The organism is Ruegeria sp. CK2 (assembly GCF_056536585.1).
Genome location: NZ_JBQFPW010000001.1, coordinates 540,618 through 561,074, shown reverse-complemented (window position 1 = coordinate 561,074; position 20,457 = coordinate 540,618). Strand labels below are relative to the sequence as shown.

Annotated in this window: 23 protein-coding genes and 3 tRNA genes; 9 read left to right on the top strand and 17 right to left on the bottom strand. The window is 56.8% G+C overall.

Features of this window, described 5'->3' with window-relative positions; genetic code table 11:
- Positions 1-3: 3 nt before the first annotated feature.
- Positions 4-87: transfer RNA gene (locus ACR0BU_RS02740), tRNA-Tyr, on the bottom strand.
- A gap of 116 nt (positions 88-203) precedes the next feature.
- On the opposite strand from ACR0BU_RS02740, the gene rlmB reads away from it, so the two are divergent.
- From rlmB to ACR0BU_RS02720, 4 genes are all read left to right on the top strand, one after another.
- Complete coding sequence (gene rlmB / locus ACR0BU_RS02735) at positions 204-974, top strand: 23S rRNA (guanosine(2251)-2'-O)-methyltransferase RlmB (RefSeq protein WP_480734888.1); 771 nt, start codon at positions 204-206, stop codon at positions 972-974.
- A 15-nt stretch (positions 975-989) separates the two neighbouring features.
- Positions 990-1,271, top strand: coding sequence for a hypothetical protein (locus tag ACR0BU_RS02730; RefSeq protein WP_480735794.1), 282 nt, complete (start codon positions 990-992; stop codon positions 1,269-1,271).
- A 105-nt stretch (positions 1,272-1,376) separates the two neighbouring features.
- Complete coding sequence (locus ACR0BU_RS02725) at positions 1,377-1,829, top strand: YHS domain-containing (seleno)protein (RefSeq protein WP_480734889.1); 453 nt, start codon at positions 1,377-1,379, stop codon at positions 1,827-1,829.
- Positions 1,830-2,025: 196 nt separating this feature from the next.
- Entirely contained in the window at positions 2,026-2,496 is a 471-nt protein-coding gene (locus tag ACR0BU_RS02720) for a CoA-binding protein (protein ID WP_298933266.1), read from the top strand.
- A gap of 2 nt (positions 2,497-2,498) precedes the next feature.
- On the opposite strand, the gene ACR0BU_RS02715 is transcribed toward ACR0BU_RS02720, so the two are convergent.
- The 4 genes from ACR0BU_RS02715 to hisF all read right to left on the bottom strand — a co-directional run bounded on the left by ACR0BU_RS02715 (position 2,499) and on the right by hisF (position 4,647).
- Complete coding sequence (locus ACR0BU_RS02715; protein WP_480734891.1) at positions 2,499-3,074, bottom strand: hypothetical protein; 576 nt, start codon at positions 3,072-3,074, stop codon at positions 2,499-2,501.
- Between the two features lie 84 nt (positions 3,075-3,158).
- Complete coding sequence (locus ACR0BU_RS02710) at positions 3,159-3,476, bottom strand: phosphoribosyl-ATP diphosphatase (protein WP_480734893.1); 318 nt, start codon at positions 3,474-3,476, stop codon at positions 3,159-3,161.
- On the bottom strand, positions 3,473-3,886 hold the full coding sequence (locus ACR0BU_RS02705; RefSeq protein ID WP_480734894.1) for a hypothetical protein: 414 nt from the start codon (positions 3,884-3,886) through the stop codon (positions 3,473-3,475). The genes ACR0BU_RS02710 and ACR0BU_RS02705 overlap by 4 nt, the downstream gene beginning before the upstream one ends.
- Positions 3,886-4,647 carry an imidazole glycerol phosphate synthase subunit HisF gene (hisF, locus tag ACR0BU_RS02700; RefSeq protein ID WP_480734896.1) on the bottom strand — a complete coding sequence of 254 codons (762 nt, stop codon included), beginning with the start codon at positions 4,645-4,647 and terminating at the stop codon, positions 3,886-3,888. Before hisF ends, ACR0BU_RS02705 begins: the two co-directional genes overlap by 1 nt.
- Before the next feature lie 117 nt (positions 4,648-4,764).
- Here hisF and ACR0BU_RS02695 point away from each other — a divergent pair, with 117 nt between their 5' ends.
- Complete coding sequence (locus ACR0BU_RS02695; RefSeq protein ID WP_299885706.1) at positions 4,765-5,211, top strand: DUF302 domain-containing protein; 447 nt, start codon at positions 4,765-4,767, stop codon at positions 5,209-5,211.
- Positions 5,212-5,222: 11 nt separating this feature from the next.
- Here the strand turns inward: ACR0BU_RS02695 and ACR0BU_RS02690 are convergent, their stop codons facing one another.
- Positions 5,223-5,687, bottom strand: coding sequence for a DUF2867 domain-containing protein (locus ACR0BU_RS02690; protein WP_299079745.1), 465 nt, complete (start codon positions 5,685-5,687; stop codon positions 5,223-5,225).
- Positions 5,688-5,691: 4 nt separating this feature from the next.
- Entirely contained in the window at positions 5,692-6,414 is a 723-nt protein-coding gene (gene hisA, locus ACR0BU_RS02685; RefSeq protein ID WP_480734898.1) for a 1-(5-phosphoribosyl)-5-[(5-phosphoribosylamino)methylideneamino]imidazole-4-carboxamide isomerase, read from the bottom strand.
- 134 nt (positions 6,415-6,548) lie between these two features.
- On the opposite strand from hisA, the gene ACR0BU_RS02680 reads away from it, so the two are divergent.
- Positions 6,549-6,947 (top strand): DUF2147 domain-containing protein, encoded by a 399-nt coding sequence (locus tag ACR0BU_RS02680; RefSeq protein ID WP_298933252.1) that lies wholly within the window; start codon positions 6,549-6,551, stop codon positions 6,945-6,947.
- 5 nt (positions 6,948-6,952) lie between these two features.
- On the opposite strand, the gene hisH is transcribed toward ACR0BU_RS02680, so the two are convergent.
- On the bottom strand, positions 6,953-7,591 hold the full coding sequence (hisH, locus tag ACR0BU_RS02675) for an imidazole glycerol phosphate synthase subunit HisH (RefSeq protein WP_480734900.1): 639 nt from the start codon (positions 7,589-7,591) through the stop codon (positions 6,953-6,955).
- Positions 7,592-7,648: 57 nt separating this feature from the next.
- On the bottom strand, positions 7,649-8,236 hold the full coding sequence (gene hisB, locus ACR0BU_RS02670) for an imidazoleglycerol-phosphate dehydratase HisB (protein WP_299885695.1): 588 nt from the start codon (positions 8,234-8,236) through the stop codon (positions 7,649-7,651).
- 153 nt (positions 8,237-8,389) lie between these two features.
- Here hisB and ACR0BU_RS02665 point away from each other — a divergent pair, with 153 nt between their 5' ends.
- Positions 8,390-8,629, top strand: coding sequence for an Lrp/AsnC family transcriptional regulator (locus ACR0BU_RS02665; RefSeq protein WP_298933246.1), 240 nt, complete (start codon positions 8,390-8,392; stop codon positions 8,627-8,629).
- Between the two features lie 3 nt (positions 8,630-8,632).
- On the opposite strand, the gene ACR0BU_RS02660 is transcribed toward ACR0BU_RS02665, so the two are convergent.
- The 3 genes from ACR0BU_RS02660 to ACR0BU_RS02650 form a co-directional block, all read right to left on the bottom strand.
- A complete protein-coding gene (locus ACR0BU_RS02660) occupies positions 8,633-9,496 on the bottom strand; it encodes a GNAT family N-acetyltransferase (RefSeq protein WP_480734902.1) in 864 nt (287 codons plus the stop codon).
- 85 nt (positions 9,497-9,581) lie between these two features.
- A tRNA-Gly gene (locus ACR0BU_RS02655) sits at positions 9,582-9,656 on the bottom strand.
- Positions 9,657-9,690: 34 nt separating this feature from the next.
- Positions 9,691-9,765 (bottom strand) — tRNA-Gly (locus tag ACR0BU_RS02650).
- A gap of 151 nt (positions 9,766-9,916) precedes the next feature.
- Between ACR0BU_RS02650 and ACR0BU_RS02645 the strand changes: the two genes are divergently transcribed.
- Complete coding sequence (locus ACR0BU_RS02645; RefSeq protein WP_298933244.1) at positions 9,917-10,063, top strand: hypothetical protein; 147 nt, start codon at positions 9,917-9,919, stop codon at positions 10,061-10,063.
- 39 nt (positions 10,064-10,102) lie between these two features.
- On the opposite strand, the gene ACR0BU_RS02640 is transcribed toward ACR0BU_RS02645, so the two are convergent.
- From ACR0BU_RS02640 to ACR0BU_RS02625, 4 genes are all read right to left on the bottom strand, one after another.
- Positions 10,103-10,486, bottom strand: a complete 384-nt coding sequence (locus ACR0BU_RS02640) for an MAPEG family protein (protein WP_480734903.1) — start codon at positions 10,484-10,486, stop codon at positions 10,103-10,105.
- A gap of 77 nt (positions 10,487-10,563) precedes the next feature.
- The gene (locus tag ACR0BU_RS02635; RefSeq protein WP_480734905.1) at positions 10,564-14,001 is read right to left on the bottom strand and encodes a pyruvate carboxylase; all 3,438 of its coding nucleotides are present in this window, start codon (positions 13,999-14,001) and stop codon (positions 10,564-10,566) included.
- Positions 14,002-14,146: 145 nt separating this feature from the next.
- A complete protein-coding gene (locus tag ACR0BU_RS02630) occupies positions 14,147-15,283 on the bottom strand; it encodes an alpha-hydroxy acid oxidase (RefSeq protein ID WP_480734906.1) in 1,137 nt (378 codons plus the stop codon).
- Positions 15,284-15,322: 39 nt separating this feature from the next.
- Complete coding sequence (locus tag ACR0BU_RS02625; protein ID WP_480734907.1) at positions 15,323-17,113, bottom strand: sensor domain-containing diguanylate cyclase; 1,791 nt, start codon at positions 17,111-17,113, stop codon at positions 15,323-15,325.
- Between the two features lie 188 nt (positions 17,114-17,301).
- Here ACR0BU_RS02625 and ACR0BU_RS02620 point away from each other — a divergent pair, with 188 nt between their 5' ends.
- Positions 17,302-19,698: an ATP-dependent helicase gene (locus tag ACR0BU_RS02620; RefSeq protein ID WP_480734908.1), complete on the top strand. Its 2,397-nt coding sequence runs from the start codon at positions 17,302-17,304 to the stop codon at positions 19,696-19,698.
- Between the two features lie 403 nt (positions 19,699-20,101).
- Here the strand turns inward: ACR0BU_RS02620 and ACR0BU_RS02615 are convergent, their stop codons facing one another.
- Entirely contained in the window at positions 20,102-20,326 is a 225-nt protein-coding gene (locus tag ACR0BU_RS02615; RefSeq protein ID WP_480734910.1) for a DUF1127 domain-containing protein, read from the bottom strand.
- Positions 20,327-20,457: the final 131 nt, after the last annotated feature.

The following is a 20,457-nucleotide window of genomic DNA, read 5'->3' as shown; positions in this document are numbered from 1 at the left end:
AGATGGTGGGCGACCCTGGAATCGAACCAGGCGTGCGTCTCCGCGAGGGAGTTACAGTCCCCTGCCACACCTTGCGGCCTGTCGCCCACTGTCAGGCGTTGCACCTGACGTGGAGGCGTGATTACTAGCGCGCTAAAGAAGCGTCAACAGGAAAATACCGCATTGGCGCAGGAAACCTTTCGCCCGGCTTGGAGGCCCAAGAAATGAAAAAACCCAAGTGGGTCGTCGAAAAGGAACAGGCGCGCAAAGCGACCGCATCCGAGACTGTCTGGCTGTTTGGTTTGCATGCCGTACGGGATGCTTTGATGAACCCGAAACGCCAAAAACTGCACCTTGTTGTGACCCGAAATGCGCGGGACAAACTGGCCGAAGCCATTGAGTTTGCAGGTATTGAGGCCGAGATGGCTGATCCGCGCAAATTCAGTGCTCCTATCGATCCGGGATCTGTCCATCAAGGCGCCGCGCTGGAGGTAAAACCGCTGGATTGGGGTGGTCTTGCTGAGAACTGCATTGGTCGCGAACACCCGCGGGTAGTATTGCTTGATCGGGTGACCGATCCGCATAACGTGGGCGCAATTCTGCGTTCGGCCGAGGTGCTGGGGGCCAGTGCGGTGATTGGTACGCGACATCATTCTGCGCCAGAAACCGGGGCGCTGGCCAAAACAGCCAGTGGTGCGTTGGAACGCCAGCCCTATCTACGAGTACGAAACCTGGCCGACGCGATTTTTGAGCTTCAAAATATGGGATTTCTGGTGCTTGGACTGGACGGTGATGCCGAAAATACGATTGAGGCCGCGCTGGGTGATGGACAGGATCGTCCAGTGGCATTGGTTCTTGGGGCAGAGGGGCCCGGCTTGAGGCAAAAGACCAAAGAAACCGTGGATCAACTGGTGAAAATTGACGCAGCTGGCGGGTTCGGCTCACTGAACGTATCAAACGCGGCGGCAATCGCCCTATATGCATCTCAGCACTGAAGTTAGGAGAGCGCCATTCCAGGACCGTCCAAAATCGCGACCTGCTGTTACTGCGGCACACGCGCCGCTCTGGTGCTCAAAGGGAAAGACCGGCACGAGCTCAGCTGCTCTAGCTGCGGTGCCCCACTGCATAACCTGAAGATGTTGCCCAAGCGAAAGACGTCAGATTCCAGGCCGACGCGCGATGTAGCGGATTACCCGTCTTCTCGAAAACCCAAGCGCAAGAAAAAGAAGAAAACGATGTTTTCGCGCGTTCTGGATGAGGCATGGGATGTGATCGAAGATATCTTCGACTAAGCCATCCTGACAGCGATACAGGCGTTCACAACCGCGTCAACGGGGGTTTCACCGCGCGTCAAAAGTTGCAATTTATCACTCTCTGATCCTGATTCTGAAACCGTGATGCTGACCCGACGTTTCCTTCTTGGCGCGCTGACCGCCATCGTTTTTTCCTCTGCTGTGCAGGCACAAGACGTGCCGGTCTACTTCGAAGCAGACGGTGCCGCCATGGCGGGCTATGACCCCGTGTCTTACTTCGAAAACGAGGTACCAGTCCTTGGTGAGCCAGAGATTGCTGTTATGTGGAAAGGGGCGGAATGGCATTTTGCCTCTCCGGAACACCGGGAAATGTTTGAAAGCAATCCACGCGCTTTTGCGCCTCAGTTCGGTGGATATTGCTCGTACGCCGTGGCGCATGGTGTTCTCAAAAGCACTGACCCAAACGCGTGGCAGGTTGTTGACGGCAGATTGTACTTGACGCATTCACCTCAGGTCGAACAAATCTGGGATCGGGATCGAGGTGAATATATTCAAATGGCTGATGAAAACTGGCCAGCCATCCTGTATCAAGAATAGGGACGGGTGCGACATTTGTGAAAAGTCATCACAAAAATGAGCGCGACCTCTTTTTTTTAAACAGATCATGCCTAAATGTCACAGTGACCGCGGAACGGAACTGCCGCGGGTCATTTCACTGTCCCTCGTTCCATAACTTGCGCCCAAGGTTTCTTGGGCGCTTTTTTCTTTTCTGGACCCTGCTAAGTATAGGGTCATGATCGATTATTCTGACAAATACCTAAAATCCATTTTGCAACGGACCAAGACCGTGGCCGTTGTAGGGGTTTCGATGAACCCTGTCCGCCCCAGCTACTACGTAGCGCGGTATCTGTCCCTGAAAGGCTATACGGTCATTCCGGTCAATCCGGGGCATGCTGGCAAAGACCTGTTCGGTCAAACGGTACGCGGCAATCTTGCCGATATAACTGATCAGGTTGATATGGTGGACATATTCCGCCGGTCCGAGGCGGTGCCACCGATTGTTGACGAAGCGCTGGAGGTGTTTCCCGACCTGCAGACGATCTGGATGCAGATCGGCGTGGAACATGCTGAGGCGGCCGCTAAAGCGCAGGCGCGGAACGTCGATGTGATCATGAACCGTTGTCCAAAAATCGAGTATCAGCGTCTGTTTGGCGAGCTTCGCATGGGCGGGTTCAGCACCGGGATCATTTCATCAAAACTGTAACTCTAACCGCCGGTGTAGGGCTTTAAACGGGCCACCTGCTCCTGCCGGCGTTTTCTCAGAACCACCTCGCGCGGAACCCAGTCGTATCGGGTATCTTCAGCCAACGGCGACCAGAACAGCACGCCACCATAGCGCCACGGGTCAAGTACGACCCCTTCATACATGGTTTCGCCACTGCTGCTGATGATGGCCGTACTGTGATCGATTCGGAACGGGTTGTCGGCGTTGGCAATGGCACGGTGCAGGGTAAGCGTGCGGAAGTTTTCCTGCTTCAATCGCCGTTCGATGTCCTCGGCCCAGTGCCAGCACAGCCCGCGCGGGCGCGTTCCTCGGTTCACTTTGGTGTTGTGGATCAGCGGCGGATCTGTGATCTGGTACTCCTGCGCCAACTGCGCGGTGTAGGCATAGGCAATACTGGCCGCGCGCTGTGCCTCTTGTGGGTCAACATCTGGCCCGAGACGTTGGATTTCGGTTGCCAGACGCTGAACATCGTCACTACTGGACGGGGGCGGCGCAGAACACGCTGTGAGCGTTAGCAGCGCAAGCAGGGCCAAAACATAGGCCATGGGTCTGATCATTCCTGCGTCCTTTGATCTGTCCTGCGCGAATGCGCGTCGAGCGGTCACTATAAAGGGGAAGTCAGGGTGGCGGAACCCGCAGGATCAACTGTCAGGCCGCGATGCCTTTTCCGCAATGCCACTTGTCCCCTGACGCCGCTCAAGCTCACTCAACACCATGCTCAACGCCACATCGCGCGACGCCAGCATAACCAGCAGGTGGTACAGCACATCCGCCGCCTCTGCGGTCAGCTTCTCTTGGTCGCCCTTGATAGCTTCGATGATGGCCTCAATGGCCTCTTCGCCGAATTTCTCGGCGCATTTCTCAGGTCCCTTGGCTAGCAGCTTTGCGGTCCAGCTGGAGTCCGGGTTGGTGCCTTTTCGGGCGGCGATAACTTGTTCAAGTTTCTCGAGTGTCCTCATGAATGCAATTCCTTGAGACGGCTGTCCTTCATTATCACGGCGTCAACCATTGCCCATACTTCGATTGCAAAATCTGAGCCCAAAATGTCATTGCGATCCAGTGGCGTAAATAAATCGATATCTTCTTTCGTTTCGACATCCCAGTCCACCAGCACGCACCCTTCGGTATGCCAGACCACTCGTGCACCCCATCGAGCATTAGGTGCTGCATCTTCGGACCAATCTCCAACATAGATAGATATCATGGGTGGATGAGTGAGCGAATTTGCCGAGAAAAAAACATCGTACCAAGCCTTAAAGTCACCTTCAAAAGACAAATCGCCTGTTGCCCGCGTTGTAACTTCCCTACAGCAATCACACTTGGTTTGGTCTGTTTGTCGTTCCGAAACACAAATGTCTTCCCACCGCACTATAGCATCCTCATGGGAATGCCCGCCGCAGCCATATGTTCCTTGGCTTCTCGGATTGTATATTCGCCGAAATGAAAGATCGAGGCTGCCAGTACCGCGCTTGCCCCGCCCTCGGTCACGCCTTCGACCAGATGGTCTAGGGTGCCCACGCCGCCCGAGGCAATAACAGGTACATCCACCGCATCTGAAATCGCGCGGGTCAGGGGCAGGTTGAACCCGGCTTTGGTGCCGTCCCGATCCATCGATGTCAGCAGAATTTCGCCCGCGCCCTTGGCAACAACCGTTTTGGCAAATTCAACCACATCTATGCCGGTTGGTTTGCGCCCGCCATGGGTGAAAATCTCCCACTTGCCTGGGCTGACGGTTTTGGCGTCGATGGCAACTACGATACACTGGCTGCCGAACTGGTCTGCCGCCTCGGCCACCACATCGGGGTTGGCCACAGCGGCCGAGTTGAAACTGACCTTGTCTGCCCCTGCCAACAGCAGCGCCCGCACATCCTCCTTGGTGCGTACTCCACCGCCGACGGTCAGGGGTACAAAGCATTGTTCAGCCGTGCGTTGTACCACGTCGAACATGGTGCCGCGGTTTTCATGCGTTGCATGGATATCCAGAAAACAGATCTCATCCGCCCCGGCTGCATCGTAGGCCTTTGCCGATTCAACTGGGTCACCCGCGTCCCGTAGACCAACAAAGTTGACGCCTTTGACCACACGGCCATCAGCGACATCCAGACAGGGAATGATGCGGGTTTTCAGCATGGAACATCCTTTGTTGCCGCACCTCTACCGGCAAAGCCCCGCCGATGCCAGACTTGTGATTGCCCGAACACGCAAAGCTGTGAAAACTAGGGTGAAATTCACAGAAGGAAGTCCGATATGCGCAAACTGATACTGGCAACTATTTTCACCTTCGGAGGGGCGCTGTCCGCAATGGCTGACGACATCATCAAAGTTCCAACAGACAAGTCTGTGGTAGAGGCGCTGGACGCGCTTGAAGCCGCAGTGGGCAACGCTGGCGCAACTGTCTTTGCCCGCGTCGATCACGCGGCAGGGGCCGAAAAGGTGGGAACGCCCATCCCGGCTAACCAAGTGCTGATTTTCGGCAACCCCAAGCTGGGGACCCCAGCCATGATGATCGATCCCGGTGCTGGCCTGTTTCTGCCGCTGAAGGTACAGGCATATGAGGACGCGGGTGGTCAGGTTTGGTTGGCCTATGAAGACCCCAAAGAAACAATGGACGAATTCGACGAGGTCGAAAAATCACCCGTCATCGAAAAGATGCGCGGCGCGTTGAAAAAACTGACAGCCGCGGCGGCCGGTTAAGCGCGATCAGATCAGGTGCTTGCGTGGCGTACCCGCGCAAGCGCATTCCGGGCGATCAGGATGTGAAACGGTAGGATCAAAGCCAGATACAGTCGCCCGCCCAGATTGTGCCGATGAACCCAAGTGGCCAATGAAACACGACCGTTTTCCGAATGTACGGAAACCCGGAAGTCAAGATGTCGGTCGTTGAAACCCGCGATCACCTCTGTTTCGTCATCATGCTCCACCGGGAAAATCCCCAACTTGTCGCTGGCATCGGGTCCGGTCTTACTTATCCCAAACGGCGCGACCAACAGGCCACGCAGGCGAACCAGCGCCGTTGCCCATGTTGGAAAAGCGGTGATGATTTCTGCCGCCCGACGCGGTGGCAGGTCCGAGGCCACGCTGAAACAATCCAGAAAATCGCCGCTTTGTAGTCGCTTGTGCAACAGACTACTGGCGGGTAAATCAGTCCGTTTGACACGCGTTTCGAACATCAGACTATTCTCTGAGCGCTGCCAGAGCCTCTTTCAGATCTATCGCCCCATCATACAGCGCGCGGCCCGAAATCGCACCGTTCAAATCTGCGCCACAATCGCGCAGGGCGATCAAATCGGTGATCGAAGACACACCGCCTGATGCAATGACGGGGATCGAAACCGCCTGCGCCAATGCGGCGGTGGCGTCGACATTCGGGCCTTGCATCGCGCCGTCGCGGTTGATGTCGGTGTAGATGATCGCAGCAACGCCCGCGTCCTCAAAATTGCGGGCCAGATCGGTGACCTGAATATTGGTTTCTTCGGCCCAGCCTTTGGTCGCGACCAGCCCGTTGCGCGCATCAATCCCCACAGCGACCTGACCGGGGAAAGCGCGCGCTGCTTCGCGAACGAGATCTGGGTTCTCGACCGCGATCGTGCCCAGAATGACGCGGGCCAGGCCCTTGTCCAACCACGTCTCGATTGTGGCCATGTCGCGAATGCCACCCCCAAGCTGGGCGGGAACGTCACAATCATTCAGGATCGCTTCGACCGGGCCAGCGTTCACCGGCGTGCCCGCGAAAGCGCCGTTCAAATCAACAAGGTGCAGCCAGTCACATCCTGCGTCGACAAAAGCACGGGCCTGAGCGGCCGGGTCTTCGTTGAACACGGTGGCCTTGTCCATTTCACCGCGCAGCAGGCGTACGGCCTGGCCGTCTTTGAGGTCGATGGCGGGGTAGAGGATCATGTCGGGCGGCCCTATGTCATAGTTATTCGGGCGGGATATCGCACAAGCGGGGCAGGGGATGCAACGCGACGCAAAGTCATTCTTGCCCGAAATCCCCGACCGGGCCAGACTGCATGCAAAATAGGGAGAATATTATGAAGAAGCTTACACTCGCAGCGGTCTTCGCCGCCATGGCAACCAGCGCCTTTGCAGATCAGGTTGACGGCCTTTGGAAAACGCAACCCGGCGACACGGGCGGCTATCTTCACGTGTCCATCGGGTCCTGCGGCAGTGCCATTTGCGGTACGATTGACACCGCTTTTGACAAAGATGGCAATGAGCAGCTGGAATACGAAAACCTGGGCAAGCAGATCATCTGGGATATGATTCCCGAAGGTGGCGGTAAATATGATGACGGTAAGATCTGGGCGCCAGACCGGAACAAGACCTACAGTTCGAAGATGTCGTTGGACGGCCAGAACACCTTGACCGTCAAAGGGTGCGTCGCGGGTGGTCTGGTCTGCCGTGGCCAGACATGGACACGCGTTCAGTAACCCCTTTATGGGGTCCAGGTCAGGAAATTCCCGATCATGCGGAGGCCGACCTCCTGGCTTTTTTCCGGGTGGAACTGCATCCCAATCATTGTGTCACGGCCAATCACGGCCGTGACATCCTGCCCGTATTCCACATAAGCCAGACGCTGCGCTGGGTCAGTGACCCGAAAGTGGTAGGAATGCACGAAATAGGTGTGATCACCTGATTTGACCCCGGCAAACACCGGATGATCACTTTCAAGAATCAGATCGTTCCAGCCCATGTGGGGTACCTTCAGCGCGCTGTCTGACGGTTCAATTCGAACCACATCGCCCGCGACCCAATCCAATCCATCCGTTTCTGTGTACTCTAAGCCTTTCGAGGCCATCAACTGCATCCCAACGCAGATGCCCAGAAACGGCCGGGCTTTCTGTTCGACCGCTTCGACCATCGCATCATAGATGCCTTTGTGCCCGCGCAGTTCGGCCGCGCAGGCCGGAAAGGCCCCGTCGCCGGGCAGAACCAGCCGGTCGGCCCGTGCGACAACATCAGCTTCCGAGGTCACCACAACTTCGCCTGCATCCATCTCACGCGCCATACGCTGAAATGCTTTTTCGGCGGAATGCAGGTTGCCGCTTTCATAGTCAATAATCGCAGTGAGCATCTGAGTCCTTTCTGCGCGCAACTTGTCCGAAAACCGGGCCGATTTTTCGAGTTGCGCTTACAGCGCGCCTTTAGTCGACGGGATCGCATCCGTCTTGCGCGGATCGGTCTCGACCGCCAGCCGCAATGCGCGGGCAACGGCCTTGAACGCCGCCTCGGCAATGTGGTGGCTGTTGAAACCGTGCAATTGGTCAATGTGCAGCGTGATGCCGCCATGGGTGCTGAGCGCCTGAAAGAACTCGCGTACCAATTCGGTATCGAACGCCCCGATCTTGGGTGTCGGCAGGTCCACGTTCCAGATCAGAAACGGACGGCCCGACAGATCAAGCGCACAGCGCACCTGAGCGTCATCCATGGGCAGGTGGCATTCGCCATAACGGCGGATGCCCTTCTTGTCGCCCAACGCCTGAGTCAGTGCCTGACCCAGCGCGATGCCGGTGTCTTCGACCGTGTGGTGATCGTCGATGTGGTAATCGCCCTTGGCGCTTATCGTCATGTCGATCAACGAGTGGCGCGCCAGTTGGTCCAGCATATGATCGAAGAACCCGACACCGGTCTTGTTGTCATACTGGCCTGTGCCGTCCAGGTTGACCTCAACCGAGATGTCCGTCTCGGCGGTCTTACGGCTGATCAAAGCGGTGCGCATGGGCGAATTCCTTTTGCTACAGGCGCGCTTATAGACGGGGCAGGGTGGATTGATCCAGACCAAGCGTGGCAATCGCTGCAAACTGTTGCAGGGGATTGCGCCTGCACGCCCGGCATGCCAGCCTGCCCGCAACTCAACCAACAGGGTCAAGCCATGTCCACCTGCGTTTTCATCCAGATCCGCTGCAAACCCGGCACCACCTACAAAGTCGCCGAAGAGATCGCGCTGCGCGAAATTCACTCCGAGCTTTACTCGACCAGCGGCGAGTATGACCTGCTGTTGAAGCTCTACATCCCCGAATCCGAGGATGTGGGGCATTTCATCAACGAACACCTTCTGGTGATTCCGGGCATCGAACGATCTTTGACCACGATTACGTTCAAGGCGTTTTAGGAGTCATCCCAGCTCAAACGTGGTTACGCCAAAGATACGGTCCAAGTCGATATCAGGCTGATGGTGGGAATACATCCGGGCCGTTTCAAACACCTTTTCCAGCCCCAACTCATCCGCCAATGCAAAGGCCGAAGCGTTGGGTTGAGGCATATCCACAAACACCTCGTGTTCTTTGTGATCGTCGGGAATTGTGTCCAACACCGCCGCCATTAGGGCGCGTGCGATATCTGCACTATCTGCAAACAAAGGCCCGATCTTGTACCCGGACTGACAGGGGCGCAGGGTGGCATACCCCTTTATCTGGCCCCTCTCGGAATAGACTTTGGAAACGTGGCTGTCGGCATTTAGCCAGCTTTGCAAAAACAAATCACGCGCGGCAGGAAACAGCTTGCGATCATAGGCTCTCAGATCGTCTGACAGGCTGACCAGTTGGATGATCTGGTCCACAGGCTCCATCAGCTTGTTCAGGATTCCGTTTTTTGTGCCGACAAAGCGATAGTTGTTGTAGGCGAAGGTGAAACCGGATTTGCGGTAGTTGTCCTGCTGCTCGACCACACCATCCAATCCCATGTTGCGACCGGTGCAATGGGTCAGCGCATGCTGGGCGATTTCCAGACCGTGCCCTGACCCCCGAAACTCAGGCCGTACAATGTAGAATCCTAGAAACGAAAACGCTTCATCGTAATTCACCGCTGATACGGATGCGATCATCTCACCGTCGAGAAACCCGCCCAAAAACCCTTCGGGATCTGTGGTACGGGAACACTCGGCGTCGTGTTTGCCAGGATTCCAACCCTCGCGCCCGGCCCAGTTCACGGCGTGTTGTAGTTCGGCAGCGGTGAGGGGGCGAATGGTATAATCCGACATCGGCGTGGTCTCGTCCTGGTTGCAATCGCAGCCAGAATGGCGCAACGCCCGGGAAAGAACCAGCATGTTCAGAGAGGCTTGTATCTGGAGCGGGCGAGGCGATTCGAACGCCCGACCCTAACCTTGGCAAGGTTATGCTCTACCCCTGAGCTACGCCCGCATCAGATACTTATGGCGACCTTTCGGTCTCTCAATGGAGCGGGCGAGGCGATTCGAACGCCCGACCCTAACCTTGGCAAGGTTATGCTCTACCCCTGAGCTACGCCCGCGCCGTTGAGTGAGGCGTGAAGTATTAATTCTGGCGCAAAGCTGCAAGAGGAAAAACGCCTCATCGCTAAAAAATCTTTCGTGCGACGGAATTCATGCGCTGATCCGTTCAAAGGTCAGAAAGCAAAAACAAGCGTGTAGCAGAGGTGACAGATGACGCGGAAAGAAACTCTGAAAATGGCAATGCTGGCGGCGTTGATTGTTGTTGGTACGCTGGCCCAAACAGACAGGTATGGCGCCCAGGCGGCCGAGCCTGTCCAAGCGCCGGAATTCTGTGAAACCGACCAGTTGCAGCCCTGACGCCCTTACCCTGTTGCACTGCTGACAAGGGTTTCCTTGTCAGAGCGCCAGTACAAGGTTTGCAAGTGCAGCAACCAATATAGCGGCAAAGGTCAATAGCATGCCGATCTGGCGCAGAATGATGACCTGAGGTGTGCGCCCGAATCCGTAGGCATGAAAAACGCGACCGCCCAACAGTGACAGCCCCAACAGGTTCAACAAGAGCGCACCGGCACCTTGCAGCTCGACCATGGCGATCAACAGCAGCGCAAACGGAGCGTATTCGGCACAGTTGGAATGCGTGCGCATGGCCTTAATCATGTCTTTGCTACCTCCGTCACCAACCGAAATCCGGCCGCTTCGGCGTTGCGAGATGACATTGGCGCTGAGCGCGACGAACAATAGCGCGATTAGTGCCGCGTAGATCGGAGTGATGGCAAGCATGGGGGCCTCCGTTAGAGCATCAAAAAAGGCCACGCAGTACATTGCGCGGCCTTTGGTAGGTTAGTGCTTTTTTTCTTTTATTCCAGTTCGATCAGCAGATCCTTGGCGTCAATCTGGCCGCCCGGCTGGACATGGACAGTCTTGACCGTCGCGTCACGCTCGGCGTGGATACCGGTTTCCATCTTCATCGCTTCGATGGTCAACAGCATGTCGCCTTCCTTGACTTCCTGTCCGGCTGCGACGGCAACGGTAGCCACCACACCTGGCATCGGCGCTCCGACATGGTTGGGGTTGCCAACTTCGGCTTTTGGACGCGCCTGCGTGGCAGAGGTCACCAACCGGTTTGGCACCCGGATTACGCGCGGTTGACCATTGAGCTCAAAGAACACTTTCACCTCGCCCTTTTCATCGGTTTCGCCGATGGCTTGGCAGCGGATCTCAAGCGTTTTGCCGGGGTCGATCTCGGCGGCAATCTCTTCACCTGGTTCCATGCCATAAAAGAAGGTGCGGGTGGGGAGGGTGCGGACCGGACCGTAGACCCGATGGCGGCCCATGTAATCCAGAAACACCTTAGGATACATCAGATAGCCGTTCAGATCCTCGTCATCGACCTCTTTGCCATCCAGTTGCTTGGATAGATCGGCGCGAGTGACCTCCAGATCGACAGGGTCGACACCTTTACCGGGACGTTCGGTTTTAGGCGCCTCATCCTTCAGAACTTTTTGGATGATGACGTCAGGGAACCCGCCCGGAGGCTGGCCCAGATTTCCGCGCATCATATCCACAACCGAATCCGGAAAGGCCACATCGGTATCGGGGCTTTCCACCTCGGCGCGGGTCAGGCCCTGGCTGACCATCATCAGTGCCATATCGCCAACCACTTTGGACGACGGCGTTACCTTGACGATATCGCCGAACATCTGGTTCACATCGGCATACATCTGCGCCACTTCGTGCCAACGCTCCTCCAGCCCCAAACTGCGCGCCTGCGCCTTGAGGTTGGTGAACTGGCCACCAGGCATTTCGTGGAGATAAACCTCAGAGGCTGGGGCTTGTAGGCTGGATTCAAACGCCGCGTATTGACCGCGCACAGCCTCGAAGTAGTCGCTGATTTCGCGGATCGCTTTGATGTCCAGCCCGGTATCCCGCTCGGTATGACGCAGTGCTTCGACCACGGTGCCCAGCGTCGCCTGCGAGGTGTTGCCCGAGAAACTGTCCATCGCACAGTCGACCGCGTCCACGCCTGCCTCGGATGCGGCTAGAATGGTCGCGCTGGCGATGCCGGCGGTATCGTGAGTGTGGAAGTGGATTGGCAGCCCAACCTCTTCCTTCAATGCACGGATCAGGATCCTGGCCGACGCCGGTTTGAGCAGGCCCGCCATGTCTTTCAGACCCAGCACGTGCGCGCCCGCATCGCGCAGCTCTTTCGCCATGCCGACATAGTATTTCAGGTCATACTTTGCACGATCCGGATCCAGAATGTCACCGGTGTAGCAGACGGTGCCTTCACAGATTTTGCCGTTTTCTACGACTGCATCCATCGCGACACGCATGTTCTCAACCCAGTTCAGTGAGTCGAACACCCGGAACAAATCGATGTTCTGCGACGCCTGACGCACGAATTCCTGCACCACATTGTCGGGGTAGTTGGTGTAGCCAACCCCGTTTGCACCGCGCAGCAGCATCTGAGTCATCAAATTCGGCATCGCTTCGCGCAGATCACGCAGACGCTGCCAGGGGCATTCCTGCAAGAACCGATAGGCCACATCAAAGGTCGCACCGCCCCAGCATTCAACGCTGAACAGCTGCGGCAGGTTGGCCGCATAAGTGGGCGCCACCTTGATCATATCGATCGAGCGCATCCGGGTCGCCAGCAGCGACTGGTGCCCGTCGCGCATCGTGGTGTCGGTGATCAGCAACTGCCGCTGTGCTTTCATCCAGTCGGCAACGGCCTGTGGACCTTTCTGCTCTAGCAGATTGCGGGCACCCATCTGTGGTTCGGCCTTCGGCGCGGGGGCTTTGGCCTCTTTCAAATCGGCGCGGGGTTCCGGGCGGTCTTTCGTTTCGGGGTGCCCATTCACGGTGATGTCCGCGATGTAGGTCAAAACCTTGGTGCCCCGATCGCGTCGCCGCTTGAAGGTGAACAGGTCCGGCGTCGTGTCGATGAACTTGGTGGTGTATTCATTGGACAAAAAGGTCGGGTGCTTCAGCAGGTTGATGACAAAGTCAATATTGGTGCTGACGCCGCGAATACGGAATTCACGTAGTGCCCGGTCCATCCTGCTAATCGCCTTGTCAGGCGTTGGCGCCCAAGCGGTCACTTTGGTTAACAGCGAGTCGTAATACCGTGTGATCACCCCGCCGGCATATGCAGTGCCGCCATCCAGCCGGATCCCCATTCCTGTGGCGGAGCGGTAGGCCGTGATGCGGCCGTAGTCCGGGATAAAGTTGTTCTGCGGATCTTCGGTGGTGATCCGGGTCTGCAGTGCGTGACCGTTCAGCTTTACCTCGGCCTGGTTTGCTGCGCCGGTCGCTTCGGCCAACGACTTTCCTTCGGCGATCAGGATCTGTGCCTGGACAATATCGATACCGGTGACTTCCTCGGTTACCGTGTGCTCGACCTGCACGCGCGGGTTCACCTCGATGAAGTAAAACTTGCCCGTTTCCATATCCATCAGGAACTCAACGGTGCCCGCACATTCATAATTCACGTGCGCGCAGATCTTGCGGCCAAGTTCGCAGATATTGGTACGCTGTTCCTCAGTGAGATAGGGGGCAGGCGCGCGCTCTACGACTTTCTGGTTTCGGCGCTGAACCGAACAGTCGCGCTCATACAAGTGGTAAATCTCACCATGCTTGTCGCCCAGGATCTGCACTTCGACATGGCGGGCGCGGGTGATCATCTTTTCCAGATACCCCTCGCCATTGCCAAAGGCGGCTTCGGCTTCGCGGCGACCTTCCAGAACCTTTTCTTCCAGTTCATCCTCGGACTCGATCGGGCGCATGCCACGTCCGCCGCCGCCCCAGGACGCCTTGAGCATCAAAGGATAGCCAACTTCAGCAGCTTCTTTGCCGATTGCATCCATGTCATCGCCTAGCACTTCGGTGGCGGGTATCACCGGCACTCCGGCCTCGATCGCAACCCGCCGTGCGCTCGCCTTGTCGCCCAGGGCGCGCATGGTTTCGGCTTTCGGTCCGATAAAGGTGATGCCGTTTTGCACACAGGCATCCACGAAATCCGGGTTCTCCGACAACAGACCATAGCCCGGGTGGATCGCATCCGCGCCGCAGTCCTTGGCAACACGGATTATTTCGTCGATCGAGAGATATGCCGCGACCGGCCCCATCCCTTCGCCAATGCGATATGCTTCATCCGCTTTGAAACGGTGCAGGCCCAGCTTGTCTTCTTCGGCAAAGACGGCAACGGTGCGTTTGCCCATCTCGTTGGCTGCGCGCAACACGCGAATGGCAATCTCGCCGCGATTGGCGATCAGGATCTTGTTGAAGTCTGTCATTTTAGGTCCCGGTCTTTTTGTATGGCCGTGTTAATAGGCGGACATTACGGCCGCGTACATCTGTAGTTCTGGGTAGAACCGGCATGTTATCGCTCGCAAACGCCGCCCTGAGGCGCTTTCCTTTTACATACGCCGCGCTGCAGCATCAATTGTTTGATTGACCCGAGGGAAATTGGGCAAGTGTTGCGATCCCCATTTGCCCCATATTGGCCAGCATGTCCTGTCTCAGTATGTCAATGACATGCGCAGGGCCGCGTGCACCAAGCGCCGCAATTCCATAGAGAAATGCCCGGCCCAGCATGACAAAATCGGCACCCTTACTTAGTGCGCGTAGAACATCCAACCCGCTTGCAACCCCGCTGTCGAAGATCAGCGGCAGATTGGTGACGGCGCGAATGGCGGGCAACGCTTCGATGCTGGCGGGTGCGGCATCGAACTGACGACCGCCGTGATTCGAGACCCAAAGCGCATCGATACCAGCTTGTTCTAAGCGGTCCGCATCCTCGGGTCGTAAGATGCCCTTGACTACAAAAGGCCCATCCCAGTGATCACGCAGCCATTTCACATAGTCCGTGTCCGGAGAGGTGCGCAGCAGATATCCGATATGCGCCGTCGGAGGCAGGTTCTGGCTGGCATCGATGTATTTATCGAGCGTCCGCATATGCGGAACCCCGTACCGCAACATACCCAAAGCCCAAGCGGGTCTTAGCGCGATTTGCGCCATCAATCGCGGTGTCATCTGCGGCGGGTGCGTCAGCCCGGACCGTGTCTGCCGTTCCCGACGGGATGCTACCGGTACATCGGCGGTCAAAACCAGGGTTCGGAAACCCGATTGCCACGCCCGGTTCAGCAGATCTGATCGAATTTCCGGGTCTTTCGGTGGGTACAGCTGAAACCAGGCATTGTCCCCAAGGTGGGGCGCCAGATCTTCGGGGCATTGGCTGGCAACTGTCGATAATGTGTATGGTATTCCAGAATCGGCTGCGGCCCTTGCCAATATGCCTTCCGCGTCAGGCCAGACCAACCCTGACATCCCGATGGGCGCAATACCAAATGGCAATGGATAGTCATGTCCCAAGACCCGAGCGCTGGTGTCAAACTCCAGCGCGCCATGCAGGATCGAGGGGGGGAAACGGATCTGGTTTAGCGCATCTCTGTTGCGGTGTACGGTCGTTTCCGCGCCGGTCCCGCTGTCAATGTACTCCCAGACGAAATGCGGCAGTCGTCGTTTAGCGCGCTGTTTCAGATCCGATATGCCGGGATAAGTGCTGTGCAGGTCCATGCAGCTTGATCGGGCTTACGGCGCGATTCGGCAAGGATGTCAGGCCGCGTTTGCAGGAGGGATCGCTGCTCCAAGCTCGTTACGTGTCTGTTGATCAGCATGTTCGTGGCGGGCAATCCCGCGCGCCACCTGCATCTGATTGCGCCCTTTGTCCTTGGCAGCATAGAGCGCGTCATCTGCCGAGCGCATCAGGTCCTGCGGCATATGTCCATGGGTTGGATAATGCGCCACCCCGATGGATATCGTGATGCGTGGCAGGGATTTTTCGCCATAACGGACCGAGACAGATTCGACCGCCTGCCGCAATTTTTCCGCTCGCGTCACGGCGTCTTCGGGGGTGTTGTCCGGTAGGATTAGCATGAATTCCTCACCCCCTATGCGGCAGGCCACCTCGTCTCGGTCACAGCCTTGTTCCAGCGCCGCACCAACCGCCCGCAAGACCATGTCACCGGCATCATGACCATGGGTGTCGTTGAATTTTTTGAAATGATCCACATCCACTGCAATCAGGCTCAGCGGAGCGCCGGTCTGTTGGCTGCGACAGATCGACTTGCGCAGGTTTTCGGTCATATGGCGGCGGTTGAACAATCCGGTCAACGGGTCGCGAACCGATTGGTCATGCAGCTGATCGCGCATCCGGACGTTGGCAATTGCCATGCTAATCTGCTCGGCGCACATCTGAGCGAGTTTTTTGCTGGCGTGAAACGCTTCCGCTTCCGAAGATTGTGCCCGGAGATGCAGTAGCCCAACCGTTTCACCATGCGCCAGAATTGGAAAGCAAAAGTAGGGCCTGCCATCATGCGGTTCGGCATGTTCGCAGACGAAATCAATTTCGGACGCGCCGAACTCATAAGTGCGGCCACGACGCAGGCCCCAGCATCCTTCGGGGTGAATATGCGCTTTGTGACTGCCACCATTCCAGCTCGCGCAGCCATCCAGCACATCGCGTGAATTCGAATAGACATAAACGCTGCCTTCAGCGTCGGGCAGAATATGTGTCATGAAGCGCGCAACCATATCAAACAGCTCTTCCAAAGAGCGGCTTGATTGTAACCATTCGTTAAGTTCACCCAACAGGCGCACTTCGCGCGCCAACCGCAACTGGTCGTTCAGCAGATCCCGTTCCTTGGTGTTCCGGCTGCGCAACGACGACATCCGCGATCGGTTGGTTTGGTAGATCACCAAAGAAACCGCAGCCATCGCACATAAAGCCACAGCCGATAAGACAACCAGAGACAGCCGCACCCGTTTGACAAAGGTCGCGCGAAGGTCGGTGAAATCGGTAAAGAACTCGATTGCGCCGACAAAACGCCCGTTGACCATCACAGGCACAAAAACTTCGGCGACGTGGCGCATTTCGATGCTGTTGGCGTGTTCGACATGTAGATCCAGCCCATCGATTTCGGACAATGGCAAGGTTTCGTGAATAAAGTGGATCATGCCCTGTGCGACATCGTTGCGAAAGAACGAGGCGCTTTCAAGCTGCCCGATTTCGTGGTCGCGCGTCGACCAGATGACCTGACCAGTGGTGTCGAACAGTTTGAAGCGATAGACATCTGACGCTTCCGGCAATGCTTCAAGAAACTCCTGATCATGGGGGTCCAGGTGCCCGGTTCGAAAGCCATCTTCAACGTTGCCCATGTGAAAGACCACGCGTCGTTTCCACAACTCGGCGGAATGAAGAATATCGGTCTGCAGCATCCGATCTACCAAAGGGCCCGGAATACGATAGATGCCCCAACCGGCTGCGATGGTCATGAGAACCAGCATCGCACTGATTCCGGCCCATTTCAGTCTATGTCGCGTTGTTTCTGATAGTTTTCTATTCATGATCTGACACTTCCCAACTCCAACGCAACAATGTCGGGCAGTGCTTGACAGAGGGTTAACGTCAGGCGTTTTAGACGCGGACAGTTTCAATCGAATTGGATGAATGGTTTGGCATATTGGTGAATTTCAGGTGAACAAGTCATGAACAAACTCTTTCCCTCGTCACCAAACCGGCGTAGCTTGCAGCCATGAGCAGTTTTGACGAAATGGACGCCTTCGAGGGCGCATCGCTGTCCCAAAGAGCTATGGCACGGCCATCAACTCCGTATCTTGATGATCTGAACCCGGCGCAGCGCGAGGCGGTTGAGCAACTTGATGGTCCGGTATTGATGTTGGCTGGGGCGGGGACTGGTAAGACCAAAGCGCTCACTGCCAGAATAGCGCATCTTATGGCTACCGGAAAAGCGCGACCAAATGAGGTTTTGGCGGTAACTTTTACCAATAAAGCCGCGCGTGAAATGAAAGATCGTGTAGGGCGTCTGCTTGGCCAGCCCGCCGAGGGAATGCCCTGGCTAGGCACCTTTCACGCGATCTGCGTCAAGCTGCTGCGCCGCCATGCAGAGTTGGTGGATCTGAAGTCGAACTTCACCATTCTGGACAGCGACGACCAGCTTAGGTTGCTCAAACAATTAGTGCAGGCGGCAAATATCGACGACAAACGCTGGCCTGCGCGGATGCTGGCCGGGATTATCGATGACTGGAAGAACCGCGCACTGACACCGGACAAGGTGCCCACTGCGGATGCGGGGGCTTATAACCACAAAGGCATTGAACTCTACGCCCAATACCAGACTCGCCTGCGCGAGTTGAATGCCGTCGATTTCGGCGACCTGTTGCTGCATATGGTGACAGTCTTCCAGACGCATGGGGATGTGCTGGAACAATACCAGCGTTGGTTCCGCTACATCCTCGTGGACGAATATCAGGATACCAACGTCGCTCAGTACCTCTGGTTGCGATTGCTGGCCGGCGGGCACAAGAATATCTGCTGCGTGGGCGATGACGATCAGTCGATCTATGGCTGGCGCGGGGCCGAGGTGGGCAACATCCTGCGGTTCGAAAAGGATTTTCCCGGCGCTTTTGTTGTGCGGTTGGAACAAAACTACCGCTCGACCCCGCATATTCTGGCGGCTGCTTCGAATGTCATCCGAGGCAATGAAAGCCGGTTGGGCAAAGAGCTTTGGACCGCCGAGGAGGATGGCGAGAAGGTGCGCCTGATCGGTCACTGGGACGGGGAGGAAGAAGCGCGCTGGATCGGCGAGGAAATCGACGCGATGCAGGGTGGTACCCGAGGCGTGCGTCCGATGAATCTCGACGAGATGGCTATCCTTGTCCGCGCATCCCACCAGATGCGCGCATTTGAAGACCGGTTTCTGACCATCGGTCTGCCCTACAGGGTAATCGGCGGGCCACGCTTTTATGAGCGGATGGAGATCCGTGATGCCATGGCCTATTTCCGGCTGGTGGTCAGCCCCGAGGATGATCTAGCCTTCGAACGGATTGTGAATACGCCCAAGCGCGGTCTGGGCGACAAGGCACAACAGACGATCCAGATGACGGCACGGGAAAACGGTGTGTCCTTGGTCGACGGTGCTCGGATCGCGATCGACAATGGGTTGATCAAGGGGAAAGGCAGTAAAGCGCTGAGCGAGTTGATCGACGGGCTGGCCCGTTGGAACGCAATGACTCGGGGCCCCCGGATCGAACTTGACGACGAGACGGTGATCGACGATGGCACCGCGCCGATGCGGTTTGGCGCGCCCGAGCATACACATATCGAACTTGCCCAAATCGTATTGGACGAATCCGGCTATACTGGACACTGGCAAAACGACAAAACGCCCGAGGCACCGGGGCGGCTGGAAAACCTTAAGGAGCTGGTCAACCAGTTGGATAACTTCGAGAACCTTCAAGGGTTCCTCGAACATGTCAGTCTCGTCATGGATAACGAGCAGGACTCGGATGGGGCCAAGGTCTCGATCATGACCCTGCACGCGGCCAAGGGGTTGGAATTCCCTGCCGTGTTCTTGCCGGGGTGGGAGGATGGGTTGTTCCCGTCCCAACGCTCGATGGATGAGACGGGCATCAAGGGCCTCGAGGAAGAGCGGCGGCTGGCATATGTCGGCATCACTCGCGCCGAAGAGGTCTGTACCATTTCTTTTGCCGCCAACCGGCGTGTTTTCGGCCAATGGCAGAACTCGATGCCATCGCGGTTCATTGATGAACTGCCCGAGGACCATGTAGAGGTGCTGACGCCTCCGGGGCTTTATGGCGGGGGGCAGACGACAGCCGGAATCGAAACCCGCGCGGCCGAGGCGAATGTCTATAACTCTCCTGGCTGGCGGCGAATGCAGGCCCGGCAAGGGCAGTATGGTATGTCGCAACCAAAAGAGAGCCGCAATACGGTGATTGATGCCACTGCCGTGGCCAGTTTCACACTGGGCGAGCGGGTGTTTCACCAAAAGTTTGGCTATGGCGGTGTGATCGGGATCGAGGGCGACAAGGTCGAAGTGGATTTCGACAAGGCCGGCACCAAGAAAGTTGTCTCTCGGTTCTTGTCCGCCAAGGACGATGTTCCGTTTTAATCATATGGATTGTGCCTGACGGCACATGCTCTTTTTTACAAAAGGCGCCCAGCTCTGGCTATGGCGCTTTTTTCGTGTTGGGGAAATCAAAAACGGCGGTTTCCAGGGAGGAGGAGAGGAAACCGCCGTTCTTATTAACATCGAAGCAGGGAGGAGGAGAGCCCCGATGTATACGAACCCGGGTTTGATCCCGGTATGGGAAGACGCGGCGACATCAGGGAGGAGGAGACGTCGCCGCGCGCTTTCAACATCAGGGCAGGGAGGAGGAGAGCCCCGATGTATCAAGTTCCGGCGTTCAGGGCCGGTATTAGATGCGGCAGCATCAGGGAGGAGGAGAGATGCCGCCGCTGATTACAGACCCAAAGGGAGGAGGAGGGCCTGATCTCGGTTGTTCTTCAGGTGCTTAACGCACCGCGTTTTCTTCGGCCGCTTGCATTGCAATGCGGCGGATCATCGAACGGTGCAGGCCCAGATCGGCCAGTTCGCGATCCGACAAAGATGCCAGTTCGCTGACCGTTTGGCGGTACATGCGATAGCGATCAAAACGCGTTTTTGCTGCCTCGATCAGAGCGCTCAGCCCACCTTTGGATGCGCCTTTCAGCGCGGAAGTATTGGTTGCCACTGTCATGTGCGTAACCCGATGTCTCATGTTGTTGCCGGTGTGTTCCGGCGTTTGCTTGAGACTGAAAATAGGTGAATGCTGCAATTGCACAATAGCTGACGTCGTCAATGCTGCTATGCAGCAAGCGCATAGATATC